This window comes from Bacillus sp. AK128, from assembly GCF_053903075.1.
In genome coordinates this window covers 1054974-1075621 of record NZ_CP096379.1, presented here as the reverse complement: position 1 = coordinate 1075621, position 20648 = coordinate 1054974, and the positions used below count along the sequence as shown (strand labels likewise).

Genomic DNA, 20648 nt, shown 5'->3' with positions numbered 1-20648 from the left:
ATAGAAAGTGGAGACGAAATTCGCCCCCACTTTTTCTTTTATAGCTGTTTTAATTCTTCTATACGTAATCGAACCGTATCACGCTTGTCGGTGTAATCCTTTTCCTTTTGGCGTTCCTCTTCAATTACTTGTTCAGGGGCCTTTTTAACAAACCCTTCATTACTCAATTTCTTTTGAACACGTTCTACTTCTTTTTCAAGCTTATCCAGCTCTTTTTCTAGGCGCTTCACTTCTTCGTCAATATTGATTAAGCCTTCTAAAGGAAGTGATAGCTCTGCACCTGTTACAATGGCTGTCATTGCTTTTTCTGTATTATTAATCGTAATACCAATGATCAACTCACTAGGGTTACAGAAACGATCAAGGTATGAACGGTTCTTCTCAAGCATTGCACTAATTTGCTCATCCTTAGCTTTAATTTGTAATCTGATTTGCTTACTCATTGGGGTGTTTACTTCTGCTCTGATATTACGAACCGCACGAATGATATCCACTAACAGCTTCATTTCAGCGGCTGCGCCTTCATCAGATAACTCTGTATTAACTGTTGGCCAGCTAGAAACAGTAATCGATTCACCTTGATGAGGTAAAGCCTGCCAAATTTCTTCTGTAATAAATGGCATGAATGGATGAAGCAGTCTCATCGTTTGATCTAATACATACGCTAAAATGGAGCGAGTTGTTAGCTTAGCGTTTTCATCCTCACCGTATAAAGGAAGCTTCGCCATTTCAATATACCAGTCACAGAAATCATCCCAGATAAAGTTATAAAGGATACGCCCTACTTCACCAAACTCATATTTATCAACAAGCTTTGTTACTTCTTGAATCGTATGGTTTAAACGAGTTAGTATCCATTTATCAGCTACTGATTTTTCACCTGTTAAATCGATTTGCTCATACGTTAACCCATCCATATTCATGAGTGCAAAACGTGAAGCATTCCAAATCTTGTTAGCAAAGTTCCAAGTTGCCTCTACCTTTTCCATACTGAAACGTAAATCCTGACCAGGTGAGCTTCCAGTTGATAGGAAGTAACGAAGTGAATCTGCTCCGTATTCTTCAATAACATCCATTGGATCTACACCATTTCCAAGTGACTTACTCATTTTACGTCCATCAGCTGCACGAACTAATCCGTGAATTAATACATCATCAAACGGACGCTTTCCTGTAAACTCCAGACCTTGGAAGATCATTCTTGATACCCAAAAGAAAATGATATCATATCCAGTTACTAGTACGTTTGTTGGATAATAACGCTTGAAATCAGCCGCATCTTCATCTGGCCAACCCATCGTTGAAAATGGCCATAACGCGGAACTAAACCATGTATCAAGTACATCCTCATCCTGCTTCCAATTTTCAATATCAGTTGGTTCTTCTCGTCCAACGTACATTTCACCAGTCTCTTTATGATACCAAGCTGGGATTCTATGTCCCCACCAAAGCTGACGTGAAATACACCAGTCACGGATATTCTCCATCCAGCGTAAATACGTACCTTCAAAACGCTCTGGAACAAAGTTTACTTTTTCAGATGAAGCTTGTAAATCAACTGCTTTATTGGCAAGTGGCTGCATGTCTACAAACCATTGTGTGGATAAATATGGTTCAACCACTGCATCACTACGCTCACTATGTCCTACCGAGTGGGTATGCTCCTCTATTTTGAATAGGATACCCTGATCTTGAAGGTCCTTAACAATCTGTTTACGGCACTCAAAGCGATCTAAGCCTTGGTATTTATCAGCATTTTGATTCATTGTACCGTCTTCATTCATCACAAGAACACGTTCTAAGTCATGACGGTTTCCGATTTCAAAATCGTTTGGATCATGTGCAGGTGTAATTTTTACAGCTCCTGAACCAAACTCCATTTCTACATAATCGTCACCAACAATCGGGATTTCACGACCAACAATTGGTAAAGTTACTGTCTTCCCAATTAGATGCTTATAACGCTCGTCTTCAGGATGAACCGCAACTGCCGTATCACCTAGCATGGTTTCAGGTCTTGTTGTTGCAACTTCGATATGACCTGATCCATCAGTTAGAGGATAAGACATATGATAGAAAGCACCCTGAACGTCTTTATGGATAACTTCAATGTCTGAAAGGGCTGTTTTTGTAGCAGGATCCCAGTTTATGATTCTCTCACCACGATAGATGAGTCCTTTTTCATATAAGGATACAAACACTTCACGAACCGCTTTAGAGAGTCCCTCGTCCATTGTAAAGCGTTCCCGTGAGTAATCTAGTCCTAAACCTAGCTTTGACCATTGCTCTCTAATATGGCCCGCATACTCCTCTTTCCACTTCCATGTTTCTTCTAGGAATTTTTCACGCCCTAAATCATAGCGAGACTTACCTTCTTCACGAAGCTTTGCCTCTACCTTCGCCTGTGTGGCAATTCCAGCGTGGTCCATCCCTGGTAACCAAAGAACATCATACCCCTGCATTCTTTTAATACGAGTCATAATATCTTGAAGAGTCGTATCCCATGCATGCCCTAAGTGTAAACGCCCTGTCACGTTTGGAGGCGGAATCACAATTGTATAAGGATCCTTCCCCTCTTCTGGCTTCGCCTCAAAAAACTTACCATTTAACCAATAATCATACCGATTGGCTTCAACAGCCTTCGGATCATACTTTGTTGATAACATTTGCCCATTTGCTTCCATCCCAATTTCCTCCTTACTCACATTTTCGCCAAATTCAAGCAGTGCTTGTCACTTGCCGAAGAAAAAAACAAAAGGCGCAGGCGCCCTGGTTAGCCCCGACAAGCAAATGTTCCTTGAAGAGAAAAAGGGTGATCTTTCCCTTTTACTCTTCAAGGGTTATTTGACCTCGAGGGGCTGGGCGCTGGAGCCGGATTATTATGCACTACGCTTAGTTATCCACAAGTGATAAATCTTATAGTTTTCCTAAGCAATAAAAAAGCTCCATTCATCCAATAAAAGGACGAAGGAGCTGAATTTCGCGGTACCACCTTTTTTTGTAAAACCCAATCACGTTTACACGCTTATGGTTCTACACTCTCAAGTCAGGTAACGGCTGAGAACCGGCTCTCCCTACTATCGTTCAAAAGAGCTGCTTAAGGGCGACCTTCCAGCCTCGCTTTACCTAAGAAACCTTTCAGCATTGGATATTTAGACTATCCGGTGGCTTCTCTCTCTGAAGGAGCTAATCTGTACTCTTCCCTATCTTTGCATTTCATCATTCATTATTAGTTAGTTACTTTAATATATAACTTAGTCTACGAAATTGATACTGAATCGTCAATAAGTATTGCCATATTTTTTAAAACTTATGCGTATAGTGTAATATCCATATGAATTGTTCAAGCAAAATACTCACCTTTATATGGTTATTACATAGATTAATAGTAGGATAACTGAGTTAGGAGGGCAAATGATGAGGAGACGTTATAATCCATATGCGCTTCCCCCTTGGTTAAGGTATTGTCGAGCGGTTGGAATTCAAATTATTATCCCACTTACGATTTTCCAAGCAATTCGAACCATATTTTTACCCACAACCTTTGATGTCATTCTTCTTTCCATACTTATCATGCTTGCGGTAAGCTTCAAACTAGAATGGATATGACGTGGATCAAACTATAATAATTTGATACCCGAACAAGAGTTTAATCATAAAAATTAAAAAGAATCCCTTATGAAGAATTCATTTGGGATTCTTTTTGCTGCTGTTGTTGTTTGACCTGCTCCTCATACATCATGATATTCGTTAAAAAATATTCTATATTTTTCATTTGCCAGTATCCTCTTTGTAAAAGCTGGACATGGGCTCTTTCTGTCTTTTCTTTTTTACTTTTACTCTGCCGATAATCCTTTACAGCCTTGTACAAGCTCTCAGGATAAGCAAGCTGGGCCATAAATAAAGTAAGTTCTTCCTCCCTGAGTCCAAAATGCTTTCGGTAAGTTTGAAACCATTGGAACCGATCATCATTTTGAAACGGATAGGTTTTACATGAACGAAAATAAAAATAGAGAAGATCATAAATGGGCGGAAGTCTTTTCGCCCGTTCAAAATTAATGAAATATCCATTTCCCTCGACATTATATAAAAAATGCTGAAGGGATGGTTTACCATGTGTAAAAACAGTTCGGTAGTTCTTCTTCTCTTTCATCAGCTCATGCCATTCATCTAACTTTCGTAAGGCATAATCACTAGCTCTCGTCATTTCTTGATAATAAGTACAGAAATATAATTCAAAAGGAGACATGAAGGCTTGATCCTCGCACTTCTCAACAAACTTCTCTAATTCAGCCTTACGTTTTTGCCACTTTTCCTTCTCAGTGTCAACAAGCTGAGAAATCTGTTCTTCTGATATCTTTTCCTCTTTTACCGTCTTAACATGCAATTCTCCTAATTGCTTAAGCATTTTAAAAGGGTGATCATTTCGTTCTTCCTCAGCATTAGGTGATAACCATGGCATCACATAATAGGCAGCTTGGTGCTGTCTGTCAAAAACAAAATAAGATCCCGCTTTCGTTGTATAAACAGGAGCTGCCATTCCGTATCCTTTATAATGTAAAAATTTCAAGGTTCGCTCGAATTGTTTAAGTTCATTAGGTAAAAGCTTTGTTTTCTTTAAAGCTAGTGTACCTTGCTGAGAGTATATTTTCTTAATAGAACCTAGGTCCTCTACATAATCAGCTTCTACTCCATACTCATTAAGTAAAGGTTGAATATTGTAACCTATTTTTGTAGTAGTCATGACTGCACTTCCTTTTTAACAGTTAGTACGTCAACAAATTCCCTTACTAAAGAAAGACGTGAGGAGTGTAGACTCTCTCACGTACCTAATTTTTATTTAAGACTCCCTACTGCAACAGGAATGTATAAGATTTGACCTTCAGCCAAATGATCACGGTCAAGATTATTAACTCTGATTAAAGTCTGCGGCTGTACCTCGTATCTTTCAGCGATTAGCTCTAATGTTTCATCTTTCTGAACGATACACATTTTTAATCTAGTAGTCTCTGACTCATCATCTTTAGCAAAGATTTTTGTTAAGTATAGAGCATTCTCGTCTCGTGTACTATAACTTTCATCCCCATTTGCTTCCTCAGACTTAGCAGTTTTGGCTGGCTGATCGACACGACTCTTGAATTCTAATTGAGGACCTTCTTTTCTTGCTAAGACAGGGATTTGCTCTTCCTCATTTAGTTCTTCAACCGCTTCTTCTAAAGCCTCTTCTGCTTCAGCAACCGGATCACGTTTTGCTTCTACAACAAAAGGAGTGTAGGCATCTTCCTGCTCAGATTGATCTACCTCATCCACTTCCTCATCCTCATAAAGGGAGCCTCTCATTAGTGGTTGGACTAGCTCTTCTTCTTCCACTTCTGGAGTAGCTGGAGTTTCTTCAGGTAAATTTAGTTCTTCTGGCTGCGGTATATCCAGAACTTCTTCCTCCACGAGATCCTCAACCTCTTCTTCTACATTTTCTACAGGTAGTAGAGGTGCTGGTGGAGCTTCTTGCTGAGCTGCTTCGCTTCTTTCTTGATCTTCATAAATACCTGTAATCGACAACTCGGCTTCAAGTAATAAATTACCTCGTTGCGGTAACTCATAATCAAAGCTTTCAATCGTTACGTATACATCGTTAAGATTCTGAATTCTGTTTTTCGGTATCGTGATGTCAATCGGGAATTTATGTCGTAATAAAGACAATCCCTCCTCATTACGTTCTACTTCCTGAACAGTTCTTGCTCCAGGCTGTAATGTACTCTCACCCTCTGAATCATCCGCATGATATTCCCCCGTTAAGATTAGACCACCTCTAACAGATATATATTGATCATGTTCTTGGATGATAATTTCAGGATCTAATGACATTGACAACAAGTCTGCTACTTCCTGTCCTCTTTCAAACCAGATTGATTCTTCTACAGAAAATCGTATCGACGATTGGTTTTCAATTGTCACGTTCCGTTCCTCCCTTCAAACCTTCCTAAATATTTACGATGTCATTTAAAATTTATGATAGTCTACGCTTGTTTATGAAAGAAACTTTCTTAATCTTACAAACTTCTTTTATAAAGGCTGTTTTCGTATATTTTATTGCTAATATATATAAGAATTGAATCTATATTGAGTCCGTTGATTTCCGCTGCAGGCACTCGCTTTCCGTGGGGAGGGACGTGAGCCTCCTCATCGAAAAGTGGAAGTGCCCGGATTAGCTCCGACAAGCAAATGTTCCTTCTAGAAAAAAAGGGTGGTTTTCCCTTTTATTCTAGAAGGGTTATTTGACCTCGAGGAGCTGGGCACTGCAACCAGACAAGCTTCGCCTGCGGGGTCTCACGCTTCCCTCTATCTCCCACAGGAGTCGAGCGCCTTCCGCTCCAATCAACTCAGTATTTTAACAAGGCTATCCAAATAACAACATCAATTTTTACAAGAAGATCTTTTATAAACATTGTTAATCTTGTTGTTGATTTAGGTGTTCTTTATAGTTGATTTTTATAAGTGTTGATTGAAGTGGATGGATGCGATTATAAATGTTCCTCTACTAATGACTGCCACGTCTTGTGAGCAACGCAGAAGCCAGCACATCCTGTGCAAGTGCGGAAAGCGAGTGTCCTGGAACGAAAATCAACAACAAGAGTTAACAGAGGCATAATAAAAAACCACCTTCCTCATATAGAGAAAAGTGGTTGTTCACTAATTTTGGATTTTTAAAACTATAACAAATCAGCCTATTTTTTCAATTGGGAAAAGGCTTTTTCTGCTGCTTGGATGGTGTGTTCGATATCCTCGTCTGAATGTGCGGTGGACAGAAACATGCCTTCGAATTGGGAAGGTGGTAGGAATACGCCTTCTTGAAGCATAAGCTGGTAATACTCTGCAAATCTTCCTAGGTCAGATTGTTTGGCTTGGTCGTAATTGGTAACTTCTGCATCGTTAAAGAAGAAGCCAACCATCGAACCTGCTCTAGTTAAGGAATGAGGAATACCATGCTTGTTAGCTGCAGCCGTGAAACCTTCAATTAAACGATCTGCTTTTCTTTCAAACTCCTCATAGGAAGCTGGCGTTAATTGACGAAGAGTCTCTAGACCTGCCGTCATCGCTAATGGATTTCCTGAGAGCGTCCCAGCCTGATAGATCGGTCCAGCTGGTGCAATCTGCTCCATGATTTCTCTTCGTCCACCATACGCACCCACTGGTAGACCTCCACCAATAACTTTACCTAGACAGGTTAAGTCTGGAGTTACTCCATATTTTCCTTGTGCGGAGTGATAGCCTACTCTAAATCCTGTCATAACCTCATCAAAAATCAATAAAGCTCCGTATTGTGAGGTAATTTCTCGTAATTCCTCTAGGTAGCCCGGTAACGGTGTAACGACACCCATATTCCCTGCTACTGGCTCAATAATGATCCCGGCAATATCATCACCGTATTGCTCAAATGCATACTTCACACTTTCCATATCATTATATGGAACTGTAATCGTATTTTGGGCCACACCCTCAGGTACACCAGGGCTATCTGGTAAACCAAGTGTTGCTACACCTGAACCTGCTTTAATTAATAATGAATCCCCATGGCCATGATAACAGCCTTCGAACTTCATAATTTTGTTTTTACCCGTGTAGCCTCTTGCCAAACGGAGAGCACTCATCGTCGCTTCCGTTCCAGAGCTAACCATACGAACCATCTCAATCGATGGAATTCTTTCAATAACTAATTTCGCTAATTCTGTTTCAATAAGAGTTGGAGCACCAAAACTTGTTCCAAGCTCGGTAACCTTCTTAATTGCTTCAACAACCGTGTCATCAGCATGACCGTGGATTAGTGGACCCCAAGAAAGTACATAATCTATATACTCATTACCATCAATATCATAAATTTTAGAACCCTTTCCTCTTTCCATAAACAGAGGGTCCATGTTAACCGACTTAAATGCACGAACCGGGCTATTTACTCCACCAGGTAAAAGCTCTTTTGCTTCTTTAAAAGCCTCGATTGATTTTGAATATTGCTTCATTTGTATAGCCTCCTGTTATTCTTTCTCAGACAACCAAGCGGCAGCATCTTTTGCAAAATATGTAATGATTAGATCAACACCAGCGCGCTTCATACTTGTAAGCATTTCTAAAACCATCTCTTTTTCAGAAATCCAGCCATTTTTAGCAGCAGCTTTAATCATGGAATATTCTCCACTCACATTATAAGCAACAATTGGAGCATTAAAATTGTTTTTCACATCACGAATGATGTCTAAGTAGGATAATGCTGGTTTTACAATAAGAAAATCAGCACCCTCTGCCAAATCAGATTCTGCCTCACGCATTGCCTCAAGGCGGTTAGCCGGATCCATTTGATACGTTCTACGATCCCCAAATTGGGGTGTGCTATGTGCAGCATCACGGAATGGTCCGTAGAAAGAAGATGCATACTTTACAGCATAAGACATAATAGGCGTATCAACAAATCCTGCTTCGTCTAACCCTTGTCGAATAGCAGCAACAAATCCGTCCATCATATTCGATGGTGCGATAATATCTGCACCTGCTTTTGCCTGGCTAACAGCAGTCTTCGCTAATAGCTCTAAACTTGAATCATTTTGAACATACCCATCCTCCACGACACCACAATGACCATGTGATGTGTATTGACATAAGCATGTATCAGCAACGACAACTAATTCTGGATACTCCGCCTTTACAACTCGGATAGCCTGTTGAACAATTCCATTTTCGTCATAAGCACAGGTGCCTACTTCATCCTTCTCATTTGGTACACCAAACAAAATAATCGATTTAATCCCAAGCTCTACTACTTCCTTCACTTCTTCTAATAAGAAATCAAGTGATAGATGATATACCCCTGGCATCGATGGAACTTCTTGTTTAACATTCTCTTTTTCCACTACGAAAATAGGATAAATAAAATCTTCTGTATGTAGATGAGTTTCTCTCACCATTGAACGTAGATTAGAAGACTGACGTAATCGGCGATGACGATTAAAATAGGTCATGAGTATTCCCCTCTTCCTGATAATATGAAATAAGTTCCTGTAATAAATGGTCCATTGTATATGTATGTGGCACAATCGTTGGTACGATCTCTACCGCTAAAGCTGCTTTTTCAGTTATAGGCCCGATGCAACAAACGACCACTTTATGTAGCCATTCGCGCCACTGAGTCCCTTCAAGTAATTGTACAAAATGATGAACCGTTGATGGACTTGTAAATGTAATCGCATCCACCTTTTGTTCTAATAGCTTGATCATTTGTGTTTTCTCAGTTGGACAAAAGGTTTCATAAACGATTAGTTCCTTCACCTCAGCCCCAAGTTGTGAAAGCTCGTTTGGAATGATGTCCCTAGCCAGATTTCCTTTAATATAAACAACCGTTTTGTTACTAATAGATTGCTCCTGGAAACCTTCAACTAATCCCTCTGCCACATATTCCTTTGGTAGCAGGGTAGGGTGATGACCTTGCTGAACAATAGCTTCCTTGGTTTTCGTACCAACTACTGCTATTTTCACACCAGTAGGTAGAGTGATTCGTAGATTGTGGATAAGGTAAAAAAAGTACTGAACACCATTAACACTAGTAAAAACAAGCCACTCTACTTGATCCAAATTATATAGAAGCTGTTCATCTTCTTTAGATAGCTTAATTGGTCGAAATTCTATGAGAGGGAGGATGATAGAACTTCCACCTAAGCGTTCTATTTCCTCCGCTAACTCTTTACTTTTTTCCTCACTCCGAGTAAGGACGATCGTTTTATCCTGTAATGGCTGTGTGACCACTAGGAATCAAGCTCCTGCTTTACCTTTTGAATTAAATCAGCTGCCCCTTGATTACGCAGTAGCGACGCCACCTGTTTGCCAACTTCCACATAATCCGTACCTGTAACGGTTTCTTTTAAAATCGTTTTACCATCAGGAGAGCCCACTAAACCAGTTAATTCAATTTGTCCTTGATCAGTAAGCTTTGCAAGCCCTGCAATAGGCACCTGACAGCCACCCTCTAAGTCATTTAGAAAAACTCGCTCAGCACGAACCGTTTGTTCCGTCTTAGCATCGTTTAACTTTTGAAGGAGCTCAAGAAGCTCATGATCATCCTCACGACACTCAATCGAAAGAGCACCCTGACCAACAGCTGGTAAACAAAGATCTGTTTCTAAATATTCTGTAACAACATCATCATCCCAACCCATTCGCTTCAAGCCTGCTGCTGCTAGTATAATGGCATCATATTCTTCATTTTTCAGCTTAGAAAGACGCGTATCAATATTACCTCTGATCCACTTCACCTCAAGATCCGGACGAACAGCAAGTAATTGAGCACTTCTTCTTAGACTACTTGTTCCAACAACGGCTCCCTCTTTTAGCTCCATTAACGGAGTGTGATCCTTAGAAATTAAAGCATCACGATAGTCAACACGCTCTGGCATACAACCTACAATTAACCCCTCAGGCAATACAGCAGGCATATCCTTCATACTGTGAACAGCCATATCAATTTCTTTATCTAACATCGCTTGTTCGATTTCTTTTACAAATAGACCTTTACCGCCAACCTTTGATAAAGTGACATCTAGAATGATATCTCCCTTTGTCACAATTTCCTTTACTTCAAATTCAAAGGGGGCACCTAAGGCCTTTAACTGTTCAATGACCCAATTAGTTTGCGTAATCGCAAGTTTGCTTCGTCTTGAGCCAACAATTATTTTTCTCATAAAATAAATCCTCCTAGAAACACTGTGTGTTCAAGTCTTTATAGTTGTTCTATGAATACCATATATGAAAACGAGATAAGCTCCCGAATAAAAAGAAGTTAATAAGAAGAACAAGAAACGCTGCTACATTCCATGTTGCTACGCCTTTTCCTTCCATAACCTTTCCTACACGTAAATATAAATAATAACTATAGGTAAGAAGCACAATGAATGATCCTACTACTTTCACATCATACCAATGGAAAGGATCGAGCTTTATGTAACCCCAAATGACGCCAAGAATTAATGATAATAATAGCATGGGAACACCAATTACGTTCAACACATAGGACATATGATCTAATTTAGATAAATCACCAATCCGCAGTAATCGTTTGCCCCATCTTTTCTTCTTTAATAGGTTAAATTGCAATAAATAAAGGATGGAAAATATAAAGGAAATCGAGAAGGCGCCATAAGAGAGAATAGCCATTGTAATATGTATGATGAGTAGTTCAGATACGAGCTGCTCAGCCAAAATGGTTGATGAATGCTGTGTTGGTGCAAATGTATGAAGAGACATAATAAAAAATCCGAGTACATTTGTAAAGAAAACAATAAAATCAACCCGTACAAGTCTATTGATAACCAAAGAGAGGGTGATTAAAACCCAAGTGTAGAAATATAAGCTTTCAAAAATCGTAAATAAAGGAATTTGGCCAGTGTCAATCGTACGAATGACTAGAAAAAAGGTTTGCAAACTCCAGACAATAGAAAGCAACCAGAAGGCTATACGATTGGCCTTCCGGTTGTTGTGTAAAAAATCAATAAAATATAAAAGCACACTAAGCGCATATATTAGTACTGTTAGATCATAAATCCAACTCATTTCACATATTCCTCATCTATTTTTGCTTTTAAACTTCTTGAGCAGTAGAAACCTGCCAGTTTACCTTTTGCTTTTCTACCTTGCTTACAGTTGCTCTTTGCGCCTCTGTTGCCTTTTGATGCTCAACATCCTGTTCAATATCAAAAATCTTCATGAATAGTTTTAATGACTCCTCAGCGTTCGGTTCACCAGCCATCTCTTTTGCCTTTAGAATCGGATCACGTAAAAGCTGATTAATAATACTCTTTGTATGTTTATTTAATACTTTCTTTTCTCGATCTGTTAAGTTTGGTAATTTTCTTTCAATACTTTGCATCGTCTCTTCCTGAACAGATAGAGCTTTTTGGCGTAAAGCTGAGATCACAGGAACTACACCTAACGTACGAAGCCAGTGATTAAACTCTACAATTTCTTGTTCAATCATTAGTTCAATTTTCTCTGCTTCTGCCTGACGCTCCTGCATATTTGCTTCAACGATACCTTCTAAGTCATCAATATCATATAAGAAAACACTTTCCACATTAGCTAGACCTGGGTCAAGATCACGCGGAACGGCAATATCGACCATGAAAATCGGACGGCCTTTTCGCTTTCTCTCCACCTTTTTCATCATCGCTTCTGTAATCACGTACTCTTTCGCTCCAGTGGAACTAATTACGATATCAGCTTCAGTTAGGACCGCTTCTAATTCATCCATCGGTCGTGCTACTCCAGAAAAGCGGGCTGCTAGAGTATCTGCTTTTTCTAATGTACGGTTTAACACAGTAACCCTCTGAACACCATTTCCGTGTAGATTTTGAACAGCAAGTTCGCCCATCTTACCAGCACCTAGAATGACAACATGCTTATTCATTAAGCTACCAAAAATCTTTTTAGCCAACTCCACAGCAGCATAGCTAACAGAAACAGCATTTGCACCAATCTCCGTTTCAGAATGGGCACGCTTGGCCAATGTGATTGCCTGCTTAAATAAATGGTTAAAGACCGTCCCTACCGTTTGCTCTTCCTGTGCTTGAAGGAAGCTAGAACGAACCTGACCTAAAATTTGAGTCTCACCTAAGACCATTGACTGTAATCCAGCTGACACTTTATACAAATGCTCAACTGCCGCCTCGTCTTCATGGATACGTAAAAATGGACTAAATTCCTCTTTATCTATTTCAAACCATTCAGATAAAAATGCTTTAATATAGTAACGTCCCGTATGAAGTTGGTCTACAACTGCATAAATCTCCGTACGGTTACAGGTTGATACAATGATATTTTCAAGTATGCTCTTTTGCGCTTTAAGCTTTTTCATCGCAAAAGGCAACTCAGTTGGATTAAACGTCAATTTCTCACGAATCTCAACAGGGGCAGTTTTGTAATTTACACCTACTACGATTATATGCATTTGTATATTCACCCCCATAAATAATGTATTTTCATTATAACATGTCTTTTAAAGAATCCTGCTTAAAATTGTGAACAGAGTATGAAATCCTATGATAATATAAGATAGATGATTGCCATACGTTACAAAGGTATTTATATCCATTCCTATTAAGAAAGAAAAATAAAATAGCTCCAAAAAACACAATATCAAAAAGAGACAGGTTAATCAAGCTATCAATCTTAGAAAGGAGATCTTATGAAAAAGCAAAGTGTTTTCCCAGGTATTGTCCTCATTGGGATTGGACTATACTTTCTGCTAGATCAGCTGCACTTCCCAGCATTACAGGTATTTTATTCCTGGCCTACACTCCTAATCATTATCGGTGTTGCATTTCTTGCACAAGCCTACACCTCAAGAGATTACCAAAATATTATCCCAGGTTTTATATTAACAGGAATAGGAATCCATTTTCATTTATTAAGCCTCCTATCAGTTTGGCCGGACCATTGGGCCATGTTTACCTTAATTGTGGGAATTGCTTTCTTACTAAGATATCAGCAAACCAAATCTGGTATCATTCCCGGTCTATTACTATTAGTATTATCCATCATTGCCTTATTTTATCATGAAGTCCTCGGCTGGCTTGGCTGGTTCGGAAACATCGTCCATTTCATAGAAGACTATTGGCCAGTTGCGTTAATTGCTGCGGGGATCTATTTGTTATTTATAAAGAAGAAATAATATACACAATAGTAATGAACTGTCAGCATGGATTTTCATATAAATTCATGCTGGCAGTTTTTTTTAAAACAGATATTGTTATTGATACGGATGTGAACGACCGAACTTACTCAATTTACATCAGATACGTCGTTCATCATGCTTATGAAAGACCCAACTTACTCAAATCACATCCATTACGTCGTTCATACCGTTTATGAACGACCGGACTTGCTTAAATCACATCATTTATGTCGTTCATCACGCTTATGAACGACCGAATTTACTCAAATCACATCATTTTCGTCGTTCATCACGCTTATGAACGACCGAACTTGCTAGATTTACATCAGAAACGTCGTTCATGAGATATTTAGATAACATTATTCAAAAAAAAGGGTACAAATCAAAATCTGATTTGTACCCTTAGCTTTTTAGTTAAGCGCCATACTATTGCTCTGTTGTTTCTCCAATATATCGAAAAATCGTTGACCACGCTTCATCTTTTCCTAGACCGGTATCTGACGAGAATAGGACAAGTGGATCTCCCTTTACCATATCTAAGGTTTCTCTGACTACCTTTAAATGCTTCTGCCATTTTCCCTTCGGAATCTTATCTGCTTTTGTTGCGACTACCATCGTTGGGATATTGTAATGCTTTAGAAAATCATACATCATTACATCATCATTGGACGGGGCATGACGCAAATCAACGATCAGTATGACAAGCTTAAGGTGCTGACCCTTTTTGATATAGGTTTCAATCATCTTTCCCCATGCTGCCCGTTCTGATTTCGATACCTTTGCATACCCATATCCAGGTACGTCTACAAAGTACAGCATTTCGTTAATAATATAAAAATTTAATAATTGTGTTTTCCCCGGTTTCGAAGAGGTTCTTGCCAACGCTTTTCGATTAATCATCTTGTTGATAAATGAAGATTTACCCACGTTCGATCTTCCCGCTAATGCGATATGTGGTAAACCATCATCTGGATATTGCTCAGGCTTTACAGCACTGATTACGATCTCAGCAGTATTAACTTTCATGTTTACTCCCCTACTAATGCATGCTTTAACACTTCGTCTAAATGCGACACAAGTATATATTTTAAATCCTCTTTAACACTCTCCGGTATATCATCTAAGTCCTTTTCGTTTTCCTTTGGAATGATAATGGTCTTTAAACCGGCACGGTGCGCACTTAATGATTTCTCTTTAAGTCCACCGATTGGGAGAACACGACCCCGAAGTGTAATTTCCCCAGTCATCCCAACCTCACGTCTGACCGCTCTTCCCGTTAAGGCTGACACAAGAGCAGTCGCCATTGTGATTCCAGCTGAAGGCCCGTCCTTTGGAACAGCACCTTCTGGCACGTGGATATGGATATCATTCTTATCATTAAATTCAGGATCAATTTTCAACTCTTCTGCTCGCGAACGAATATAGCTAAATGCTGCTTGAGCTGACTCCTTCATGACATCCCCAAGCTTACCAGTTAAGATCAGCTTGCCTTTACCCGGATTAACAGAAACTTCAATTGATAAAATGTCCCCACCAAATGCCGTATACGCAAGTCCAGTCGCTACACCAACCTGATCTTCAAACTCAGCTTGACCATAACGGAATTTCGGTTTCCCTAAGAATTCCTCTAGCTTTTTCTCTGTCATCACGATTTTTGCTTGTTCCTCTGAGACAATAATTCTTGCCGATTTCCTGCAGATGGTCGCAAGTTGTCTTTCTAAATTACGAACACCAGCTTCTCTCGTGTATTTTCGAATTAGCTTTAAGAGAGCGTCATCACGAACCTGAAGATTACTCTTAGATAAACCATGCTCCTTCATTTGCTTCTGAAGTAAATGCTCCTTTGCAATATGAAGCTTTTCAAGCTCTGTATATCCTGCAATTGTAATAACTTCCATACGATCTAACAATGGACCTGGAATAGTGGATAAGTTATTAGCTGTAGCAATGAACATAACTTTAGATAAGTCATAAGTCTCTTCAATATAATGATCACTAAAATTGTGATTCTGCTCTGGGTCTAATACCTCAAGCATTGCGGCAGATGGGTCACCTCTAAAATCACTAGACATTTTATCAATTTCATCTAATAAGAAAACAGGGTTAATCGTTCCTGCCTTTTTCATCCCTTGAATAATTCTTCCTGGCATGGCTCCTACGTATGTTCTTCGATGACCACGAATCTCTGATTCATCACGAACACCACCTAAGGATACACGTACGAAATTTCGGTTTAAGGATTTCGCCACTGATTTTGCTAACGACGTTTTACCTACTCCAGGAGGTCCTACTAAACAAAGGATTGGACCTTTTAATGATTGCGTTAGTTTTTGAACAGATAAATATTCAAGAACACGTTCTTTTACTTTATCTAGTCCATAATGATCTTGGTTTAAGATTTCCTCTGAATGTTTAAGGTCTAACTGGTCTTCAGTTGCTTTCGTCCAAGGTAGAGAAACCAGCCATTCAATATAATTACGGATTACAGCACTTTCTGCGGAACTAGCTGGGATTTTCTCAAATCGATCTAATTCCTTCAATGCCGTTTCCTTTACTGAATCAGGCATGCCCGCTTCTTCAATCTTCTCTTTAAGCGTTGACACCTCGCCTGTTTTCCCCTCTTTGTCACCAAGCTCCTTTTGGATCGCTTTCATTTGTTCACGTAAATAATATTCCTTTTGAGTACGTTCCATCGAACGCTTCACTCGCTGGCCAATTTTCTTTTCCAGATTTAATACTTCTTTTTCATTGTTAATCACACTGATTAATTTGTTTAATCGCTCTTTTACATTAAACGTTTCTAAAATGTCCTGTTTATCCTTCATTTTCAGAGGTAAATGAGAAGCAATTAAATCTGCCATGCGTCCAGGCTCTTCAATATCTGAAATAGTCGCATATGTCTCCGCAGATACCTTTTTAGATAATTTTATGTACTGTTCAAAATAATCAAGTAAAGATCGCATCAATGCTTCTTCTTCCAAATCCTTTGTAGCTGGATCATCAAAGATTGTGACCTCGACGGACGAATACTCTTCTTGATCGATTAGAGAATGAATTTCCCCTCTGCTTAACCCTTCAACGAGTACACGAATCGTACCATTAGGAAGTTTAAGCATTTGCTTTACTTTAGATAACGTCCCCACTTGATAAATATCATCCTCATCCGGGGTATCAATTCCGGCATCCTTTTGGGTTGCTAAGAATATGAGATGCTCATCAATCATTGCTCTTTCTAATGCTTGTACTGATTTTTCACGTCCTACATCTAAATGAAGAACCATTGTCGGATATACTAACAATCCTCTTAAAGGTAGGAGAGGGACGATCATTTCTTTATTTTTTGCCACTCTATTGCACCTCCACGTGTAACAATCGTCTTTTATATAACGGTTTTAGAGTCTTGTTCAATTCTATCTTATTTGTTTTACCTTTGTCTATTAAGGTGTGTTTTACTTACCTATTTTATGAGTCATTTACAGAACAAAAGGCCAAAGCACCCTTAGGCAAAATGATAACCTCACAATCAATAGAAAGACTTGGCTAGAGCCAAGTCAGGCAAAGACGTATTTTTTTCAATCATGATGATAAAAAACTCCGATTTAGAATTCTAAATCGGAGACTTTACTCATACCGATTCTGTCTTTTGATCAATAATTGGTGAGGAAGCAGGGACTGCCTCTGGAACTATACTGCTAGAGTATTTTTCACCAAATACCATTTCAAACACTTCAGATAGATGTGAGACAGGGATAATATCAATACCATCAATCTCATTAAGAATAGATTGAACATTATCTTTTGGGATAATTACCTTTTCAGCTCCAGCTTGCTTAGCTGCCTTTACTTTTGCAAATACCCCCCCAATCGGCTTAACAAACCCATGAATACTAATTTCTCCAGTCATTGCGATCGTGTGAGCAACCGGGATTTGATAAATAGCCGAATAGATTCCTGTTGCCATCGCAATACCGGCTGACGGACCATCAACCGGAATACCGCCTGGAAAATTCACGTGTATATCGTAGTCAGAGGCTGGTACATCTAATGAACGTAATACCGTTAACACATTTTCAATAGATCCCTTTGCCATACTCTTTCTACGAACAGATTTTCCACGGTCCCCAATACTTTCCTCTTCAACAATCCCTGTAATATTAATCGAACCTTTATCCTTTGTAGGCATGACGGTTACTTCAATTTCAAGCAAAGCACCTGTATTAGGTCCGTACACAGCGAGCCCATTCACAAGACCAACTTTAGGCTCTGCATTGATTTTCTTCTCATGTCGTGGAGACAGCTGACTTGAATGGATCACCCATTCTATATCTTCTGTTTTTAAAAACTCCCGATTTTCTGATATAGCAAGACCGGCTGCAATCTGAATCATATTGACTGCCTCACGACCGTTTCTTGCATATGAGGATAAGATGTTAATTCCTTCATCTGTTACTTCCATATTAATCTTCGCTGCCGCTTTTCTAGCAACAGCACCAAGCTCCTCAGGCTCAAGCTCTCTAAAAAACACCTCTAAACATCTTGAGCGAATTGCTGGTGGGAGTTCATTGGGAGTTCTAGTTGTTGCCCCAATCATACGAAAATCAGCAGGTAAACCATTTTGAAAAATATCATGAATATGGGTTGGAATTTGCGTATTTTCTTCATTATAATAGGCACTCTCTAAAAATACCTTTCGATCTTCCAGCACTTTTAACATTTTATTCATCTGAATGGGATGAAGCTCGCCTATTTCATCGATAAATAAGACTCCACCATGAGCATGTGTCACTGCCCCTTGCTTTGGCTGCGGTATACCCGCTTGTCCCATTGCTCCAGCTCCTTGGTAGATTGGATCATGAACAGATCCAATTAGTGGATCAGCAATCCCTCTTTCATCAAATCTAGCTGTTGTTGCATCCAGCTCAACAAAGACAGCATCCTTTTTAAATGGAGATTTGTTATTTCGTTTTGCCTCTTCTAATACAAGTCGTGCAGCAGCAGTTTTCCCGATACCTGGTGGTCCGTATACAATTACATGCTGAGGATTCGGACCACATAACGCAGCCTTTAATGCACGTATACCATCCTCTTGTCCTACAATATCATTAAAACTAGTGGGTCTTACCTTTTCCGCTAGCGGTTCAGTTAACGAAACTGCTCTTAACTTTCTAAGTTGTTCCATTTCTTTTCTTGACTCTCTATCAATCGAAACCTTTTGTGTACGTTGATTTCTGAGTAGATTCCAAAAATACAATCCAATAATAACTCCGAAAAATAATTGAACAAATAAAGCTATACCAGTCCAACTCATGTTTTACCCTCCTGAGATCCAATGTTGTCTGTTACACACTAGTATCTCCCTCTATGAGTTCAACTAAACCAAAAAATAGTATATTCATTTATGAAGAATTATAGGAGGTTGAATTACCTAAACTACACATTGTGTTTTAACCAAGTTACCTCTATTAATCAAAGAGGTTCTTTAACAGAGCAAAAAAAAAACGGATAGAGGATCAACCTCTATCCGTTTCTGTATTATGCAGAATCTTTTTTATCTTGACCTGATATCACGGTGCCGTCTTTTAAAACAAGCGTAGGTGTACTATCACCTTTAACCGTTTCTAGCGTGATGACACATTTTTCAATATCCTCACGTGAAGGTAAGTCATACATGACATCAAGCATGATTCCTTCTATGATTGAACGTAATCCACGTGCACCTGTTTTACGTTCGATTGCTTTTTTAGAAATCTCAAGCAATGCCGCCTCATCAAAGTCTAACTCAACATCATCAAGCTCTAATAGCTTTTGATATTGTTTAATAAGAGCATTCTTCGGCTTAGTTAATATTTCCACTAATGCTGCTTCATCTAGCGGCTCTAGATTTGCAATAACTGGAAGACGACCAATAAATTCAGGGATTAAACCGAATCTAAGTAGGTCTTCAGGAAGTACTTTGGAGAGTAATGACACTTCTTCTCCTTCTTCCTTAATTGTACCAGCACCGAATCCAATGACCTTTTTACCAAGTCGACGCTTGATAATTTGTTCAATTCCATCAAATGCTCCACCACAAATAAATAGGATATTTGTCGTATCAATTTGAATGAATTCTTGATGTGGATGCTTTCTTCCACCCTGAGGAGGTACACTTGCAACCGTACCTTCAAGAATTTTTAATAGCGCTTGCTGAACACCTTCACCTGATACATCACGAGTGATTGAAGGGTTTTCAGACTTACGAGCAACCTTATCAATTTCATCAATATAGATAATTCCTTTTTCAGCCTTTTCTACATCGTAGTCAGCAGCCTGGATTAGCTTTAGTAGGATATTTTCAACATCCTCACCTACATAACCAGCCTCTGTTAATGACGTTGCATCCGCAATAGCAAAAGGAACATTTAAAATTCTTGCTAATGTTTGAGCTAATAATGTTTTACCACTACCAGTTGGTCCAATCATTGCAATATTACTTTTCGATAGTTCCACATCGTCAATCTTACTATTTGAATTAATACGCTTATAATGATTATAAACTGCTACTGCTAGAGATTTTTTTGCACTTTCTTGACCGATTACATACTCGTCAAGAATGTCACGGATTTCCATTGGCTTGGGAACATCTTTAAATTCTACTTCCTCTTCTGTTCCTAGCTCTTCTTCCACAATCTCCGTACAAAGCTCAATACATTCATCACATATATAAACACCAGGTCCAGCAACAAGCTTTCTAACTTGATCCTGTGTTTTACCACAGAATGAACATTTTAATTGGCCTTTTTCGTCGTTAAATTTAAACAACTATCTCACCCCTTACGTTACTACTGTATGTCTTTTCAAAGATTTAATCTCTTTTAAGAACTTTGAGACTTTTCAAACTTCTTATTATGTATTTGCATTTTAACATATTAGCGGATAGGAGAGGTAATGATAACCCTTT

15 protein-coding genes and 1 other annotated feature are annotated in these 20648 nt (G+C 39.0%); of the genes, 2 read left to right on the top strand and 13 right to left on the bottom strand.

Annotated elements, in window-relative coordinates; genetic code table 11:
• Window positions 1–38: 38 nt before the first annotated feature.
• Complete coding sequence (locus M1D60_RS05070) at window positions 39–2684, bottom strand: valine--tRNA ligase (protein ID WP_456278096.1); 2646 nt, start codon at window positions 2682–2684, stop codon at window positions 39–41.
• A gap of 273 nt (window positions 2685–2957) precedes the next feature.
• Window positions 2958–3219 (bottom strand) — a binding site (T-box leader).
• A 198-nt stretch (window positions 3220–3417) separates the two neighbouring features.
• On the opposite strand from M1D60_RS05070, the gene M1D60_RS05065 reads away from it, so the two are divergent.
• Window positions 3418–3609 (top strand): hypothetical protein, encoded by a 192-nt coding sequence (locus M1D60_RS05065; RefSeq protein ID WP_456279353.1) that lies wholly within the window; start codon window positions 3418–3420, stop codon window positions 3607–3609.
• 67 nt (window positions 3610–3676) lie between these two features.
• Here M1D60_RS05065 and ysxE read toward each other — a convergent pair whose 3' ends face one another.
• The 8 genes from ysxE to hemA form a co-directional block, all read right to left on the bottom strand.
• The gene (ysxE, locus tag M1D60_RS05060) at window positions 3677–4744 is read right to left on the bottom strand and encodes a spore coat protein YsxE (protein WP_456278095.1); all 1068 of its coding nucleotides are present in this window, start codon (window positions 4742–4744) and stop codon (window positions 3677–3679) included.
• A gap of 92 nt (window positions 4745–4836) precedes the next feature.
• Window positions 4837–5955 (bottom strand): stage VI sporulation protein D, encoded by a 1119-nt coding sequence (gene spoVID, locus M1D60_RS05055; protein ID WP_456278094.1) that lies wholly within the window; start codon window positions 5953–5955, stop codon window positions 4837–4839.
• A 770-nt stretch (window positions 5956–6725) separates the two neighbouring features.
• Window positions 6726–8015 carry a glutamate-1-semialdehyde 2,1-aminomutase gene (gene hemL / locus M1D60_RS05050; RefSeq protein WP_456278093.1) on the bottom strand — a complete coding sequence of 430 codons (1290 nt, stop codon included), beginning with the start codon at window positions 8013–8015 and terminating at the stop codon, window positions 6726–6728.
• A 15-nt stretch (window positions 8016–8030) separates the two neighbouring features.
• Window positions 8031–9008, bottom strand: coding sequence for a porphobilinogen synthase (gene hemB / locus M1D60_RS05045; RefSeq protein WP_456278092.1), 978 nt, complete (start codon window positions 9006–9008; stop codon window positions 8031–8033).
• Window positions 8995–9789 (bottom strand): uroporphyrinogen-III synthase, encoded by a 795-nt coding sequence (locus M1D60_RS05040; protein ID WP_456278091.1) that lies wholly within the window; start codon window positions 9787–9789, stop codon window positions 8995–8997. Before M1D60_RS05040 ends, hemB begins: the two co-directional genes overlap by 14 nt.
• A complete protein-coding gene (gene hemC / locus M1D60_RS05035) occupies window positions 9789–10721 on the bottom strand; it encodes a hydroxymethylbilane synthase (protein WP_456278090.1) in 933 nt (310 codons plus the stop codon). The genes M1D60_RS05040 and hemC overlap by 1 nt, the downstream gene beginning before the upstream one ends.
• Window positions 10722–10770: 49 nt before the next feature.
• Window positions 10771–11589, bottom strand: a complete 819-nt coding sequence (locus M1D60_RS05030; protein ID WP_456278089.1) for a cytochrome C assembly family protein — start codon at window positions 11587–11589, stop codon at window positions 10771–10773.
• A 28-nt stretch (window positions 11590–11617) separates the two neighbouring features.
• Complete coding sequence (gene hemA, locus M1D60_RS05025; protein ID WP_456278088.1) at window positions 11618–12982, bottom strand: glutamyl-tRNA reductase; 1365 nt, start codon at window positions 12980–12982, stop codon at window positions 11618–11620.
• 237 nt (window positions 12983–13219) lie between these two features.
• On the opposite strand from hemA, the gene M1D60_RS05020 reads away from it, so the two are divergent.
• A complete protein-coding gene (locus M1D60_RS05020) occupies window positions 13220–13705 on the top strand; it encodes a LiaI-LiaF-like domain-containing protein (RefSeq protein ID WP_456278087.1) in 486 nt (161 codons plus the stop codon).
• A gap of 429 nt (window positions 13706–14134) precedes the next feature.
• Here M1D60_RS05020 and yihA read toward each other — a convergent pair whose 3' ends face one another.
• The 4 genes from yihA to clpX form a co-directional block, all read right to left on the bottom strand.
• Complete coding sequence (gene yihA, locus M1D60_RS05015) at window positions 14135–14734, bottom strand: ribosome biogenesis GTP-binding protein YihA/YsxC (RefSeq protein WP_456278086.1); 600 nt, start codon at window positions 14732–14734, stop codon at window positions 14135–14137.
• 2 nt (window positions 14735–14736) lie between these two features.
• On the bottom strand, window positions 14737–17037 hold the full coding sequence (gene lon, locus M1D60_RS05010; protein ID WP_456279352.1) for an endopeptidase La: 2301 nt from the start codon (window positions 17035–17037) through the stop codon (window positions 14737–14739).
• A 296-nt stretch (window positions 17038–17333) separates the two neighbouring features.
• Window positions 17334–19016, bottom strand: a complete 1683-nt coding sequence (lonB, locus tag M1D60_RS05005) for an ATP-dependent protease LonB (protein WP_456278085.1) — start codon at window positions 19014–19016, stop codon at window positions 17334–17336.
• Window positions 19017–19240: 224 nt separating this feature from the next.
• A complete protein-coding gene (gene clpX, locus M1D60_RS05000) occupies window positions 19241–20509 on the bottom strand; it encodes an ATP-dependent protease ATP-binding subunit ClpX (protein WP_456278084.1) in 1269 nt (422 codons plus the stop codon).
• Between the last annotated feature and the right edge of the window lie 139 nt (window positions 20510–20648).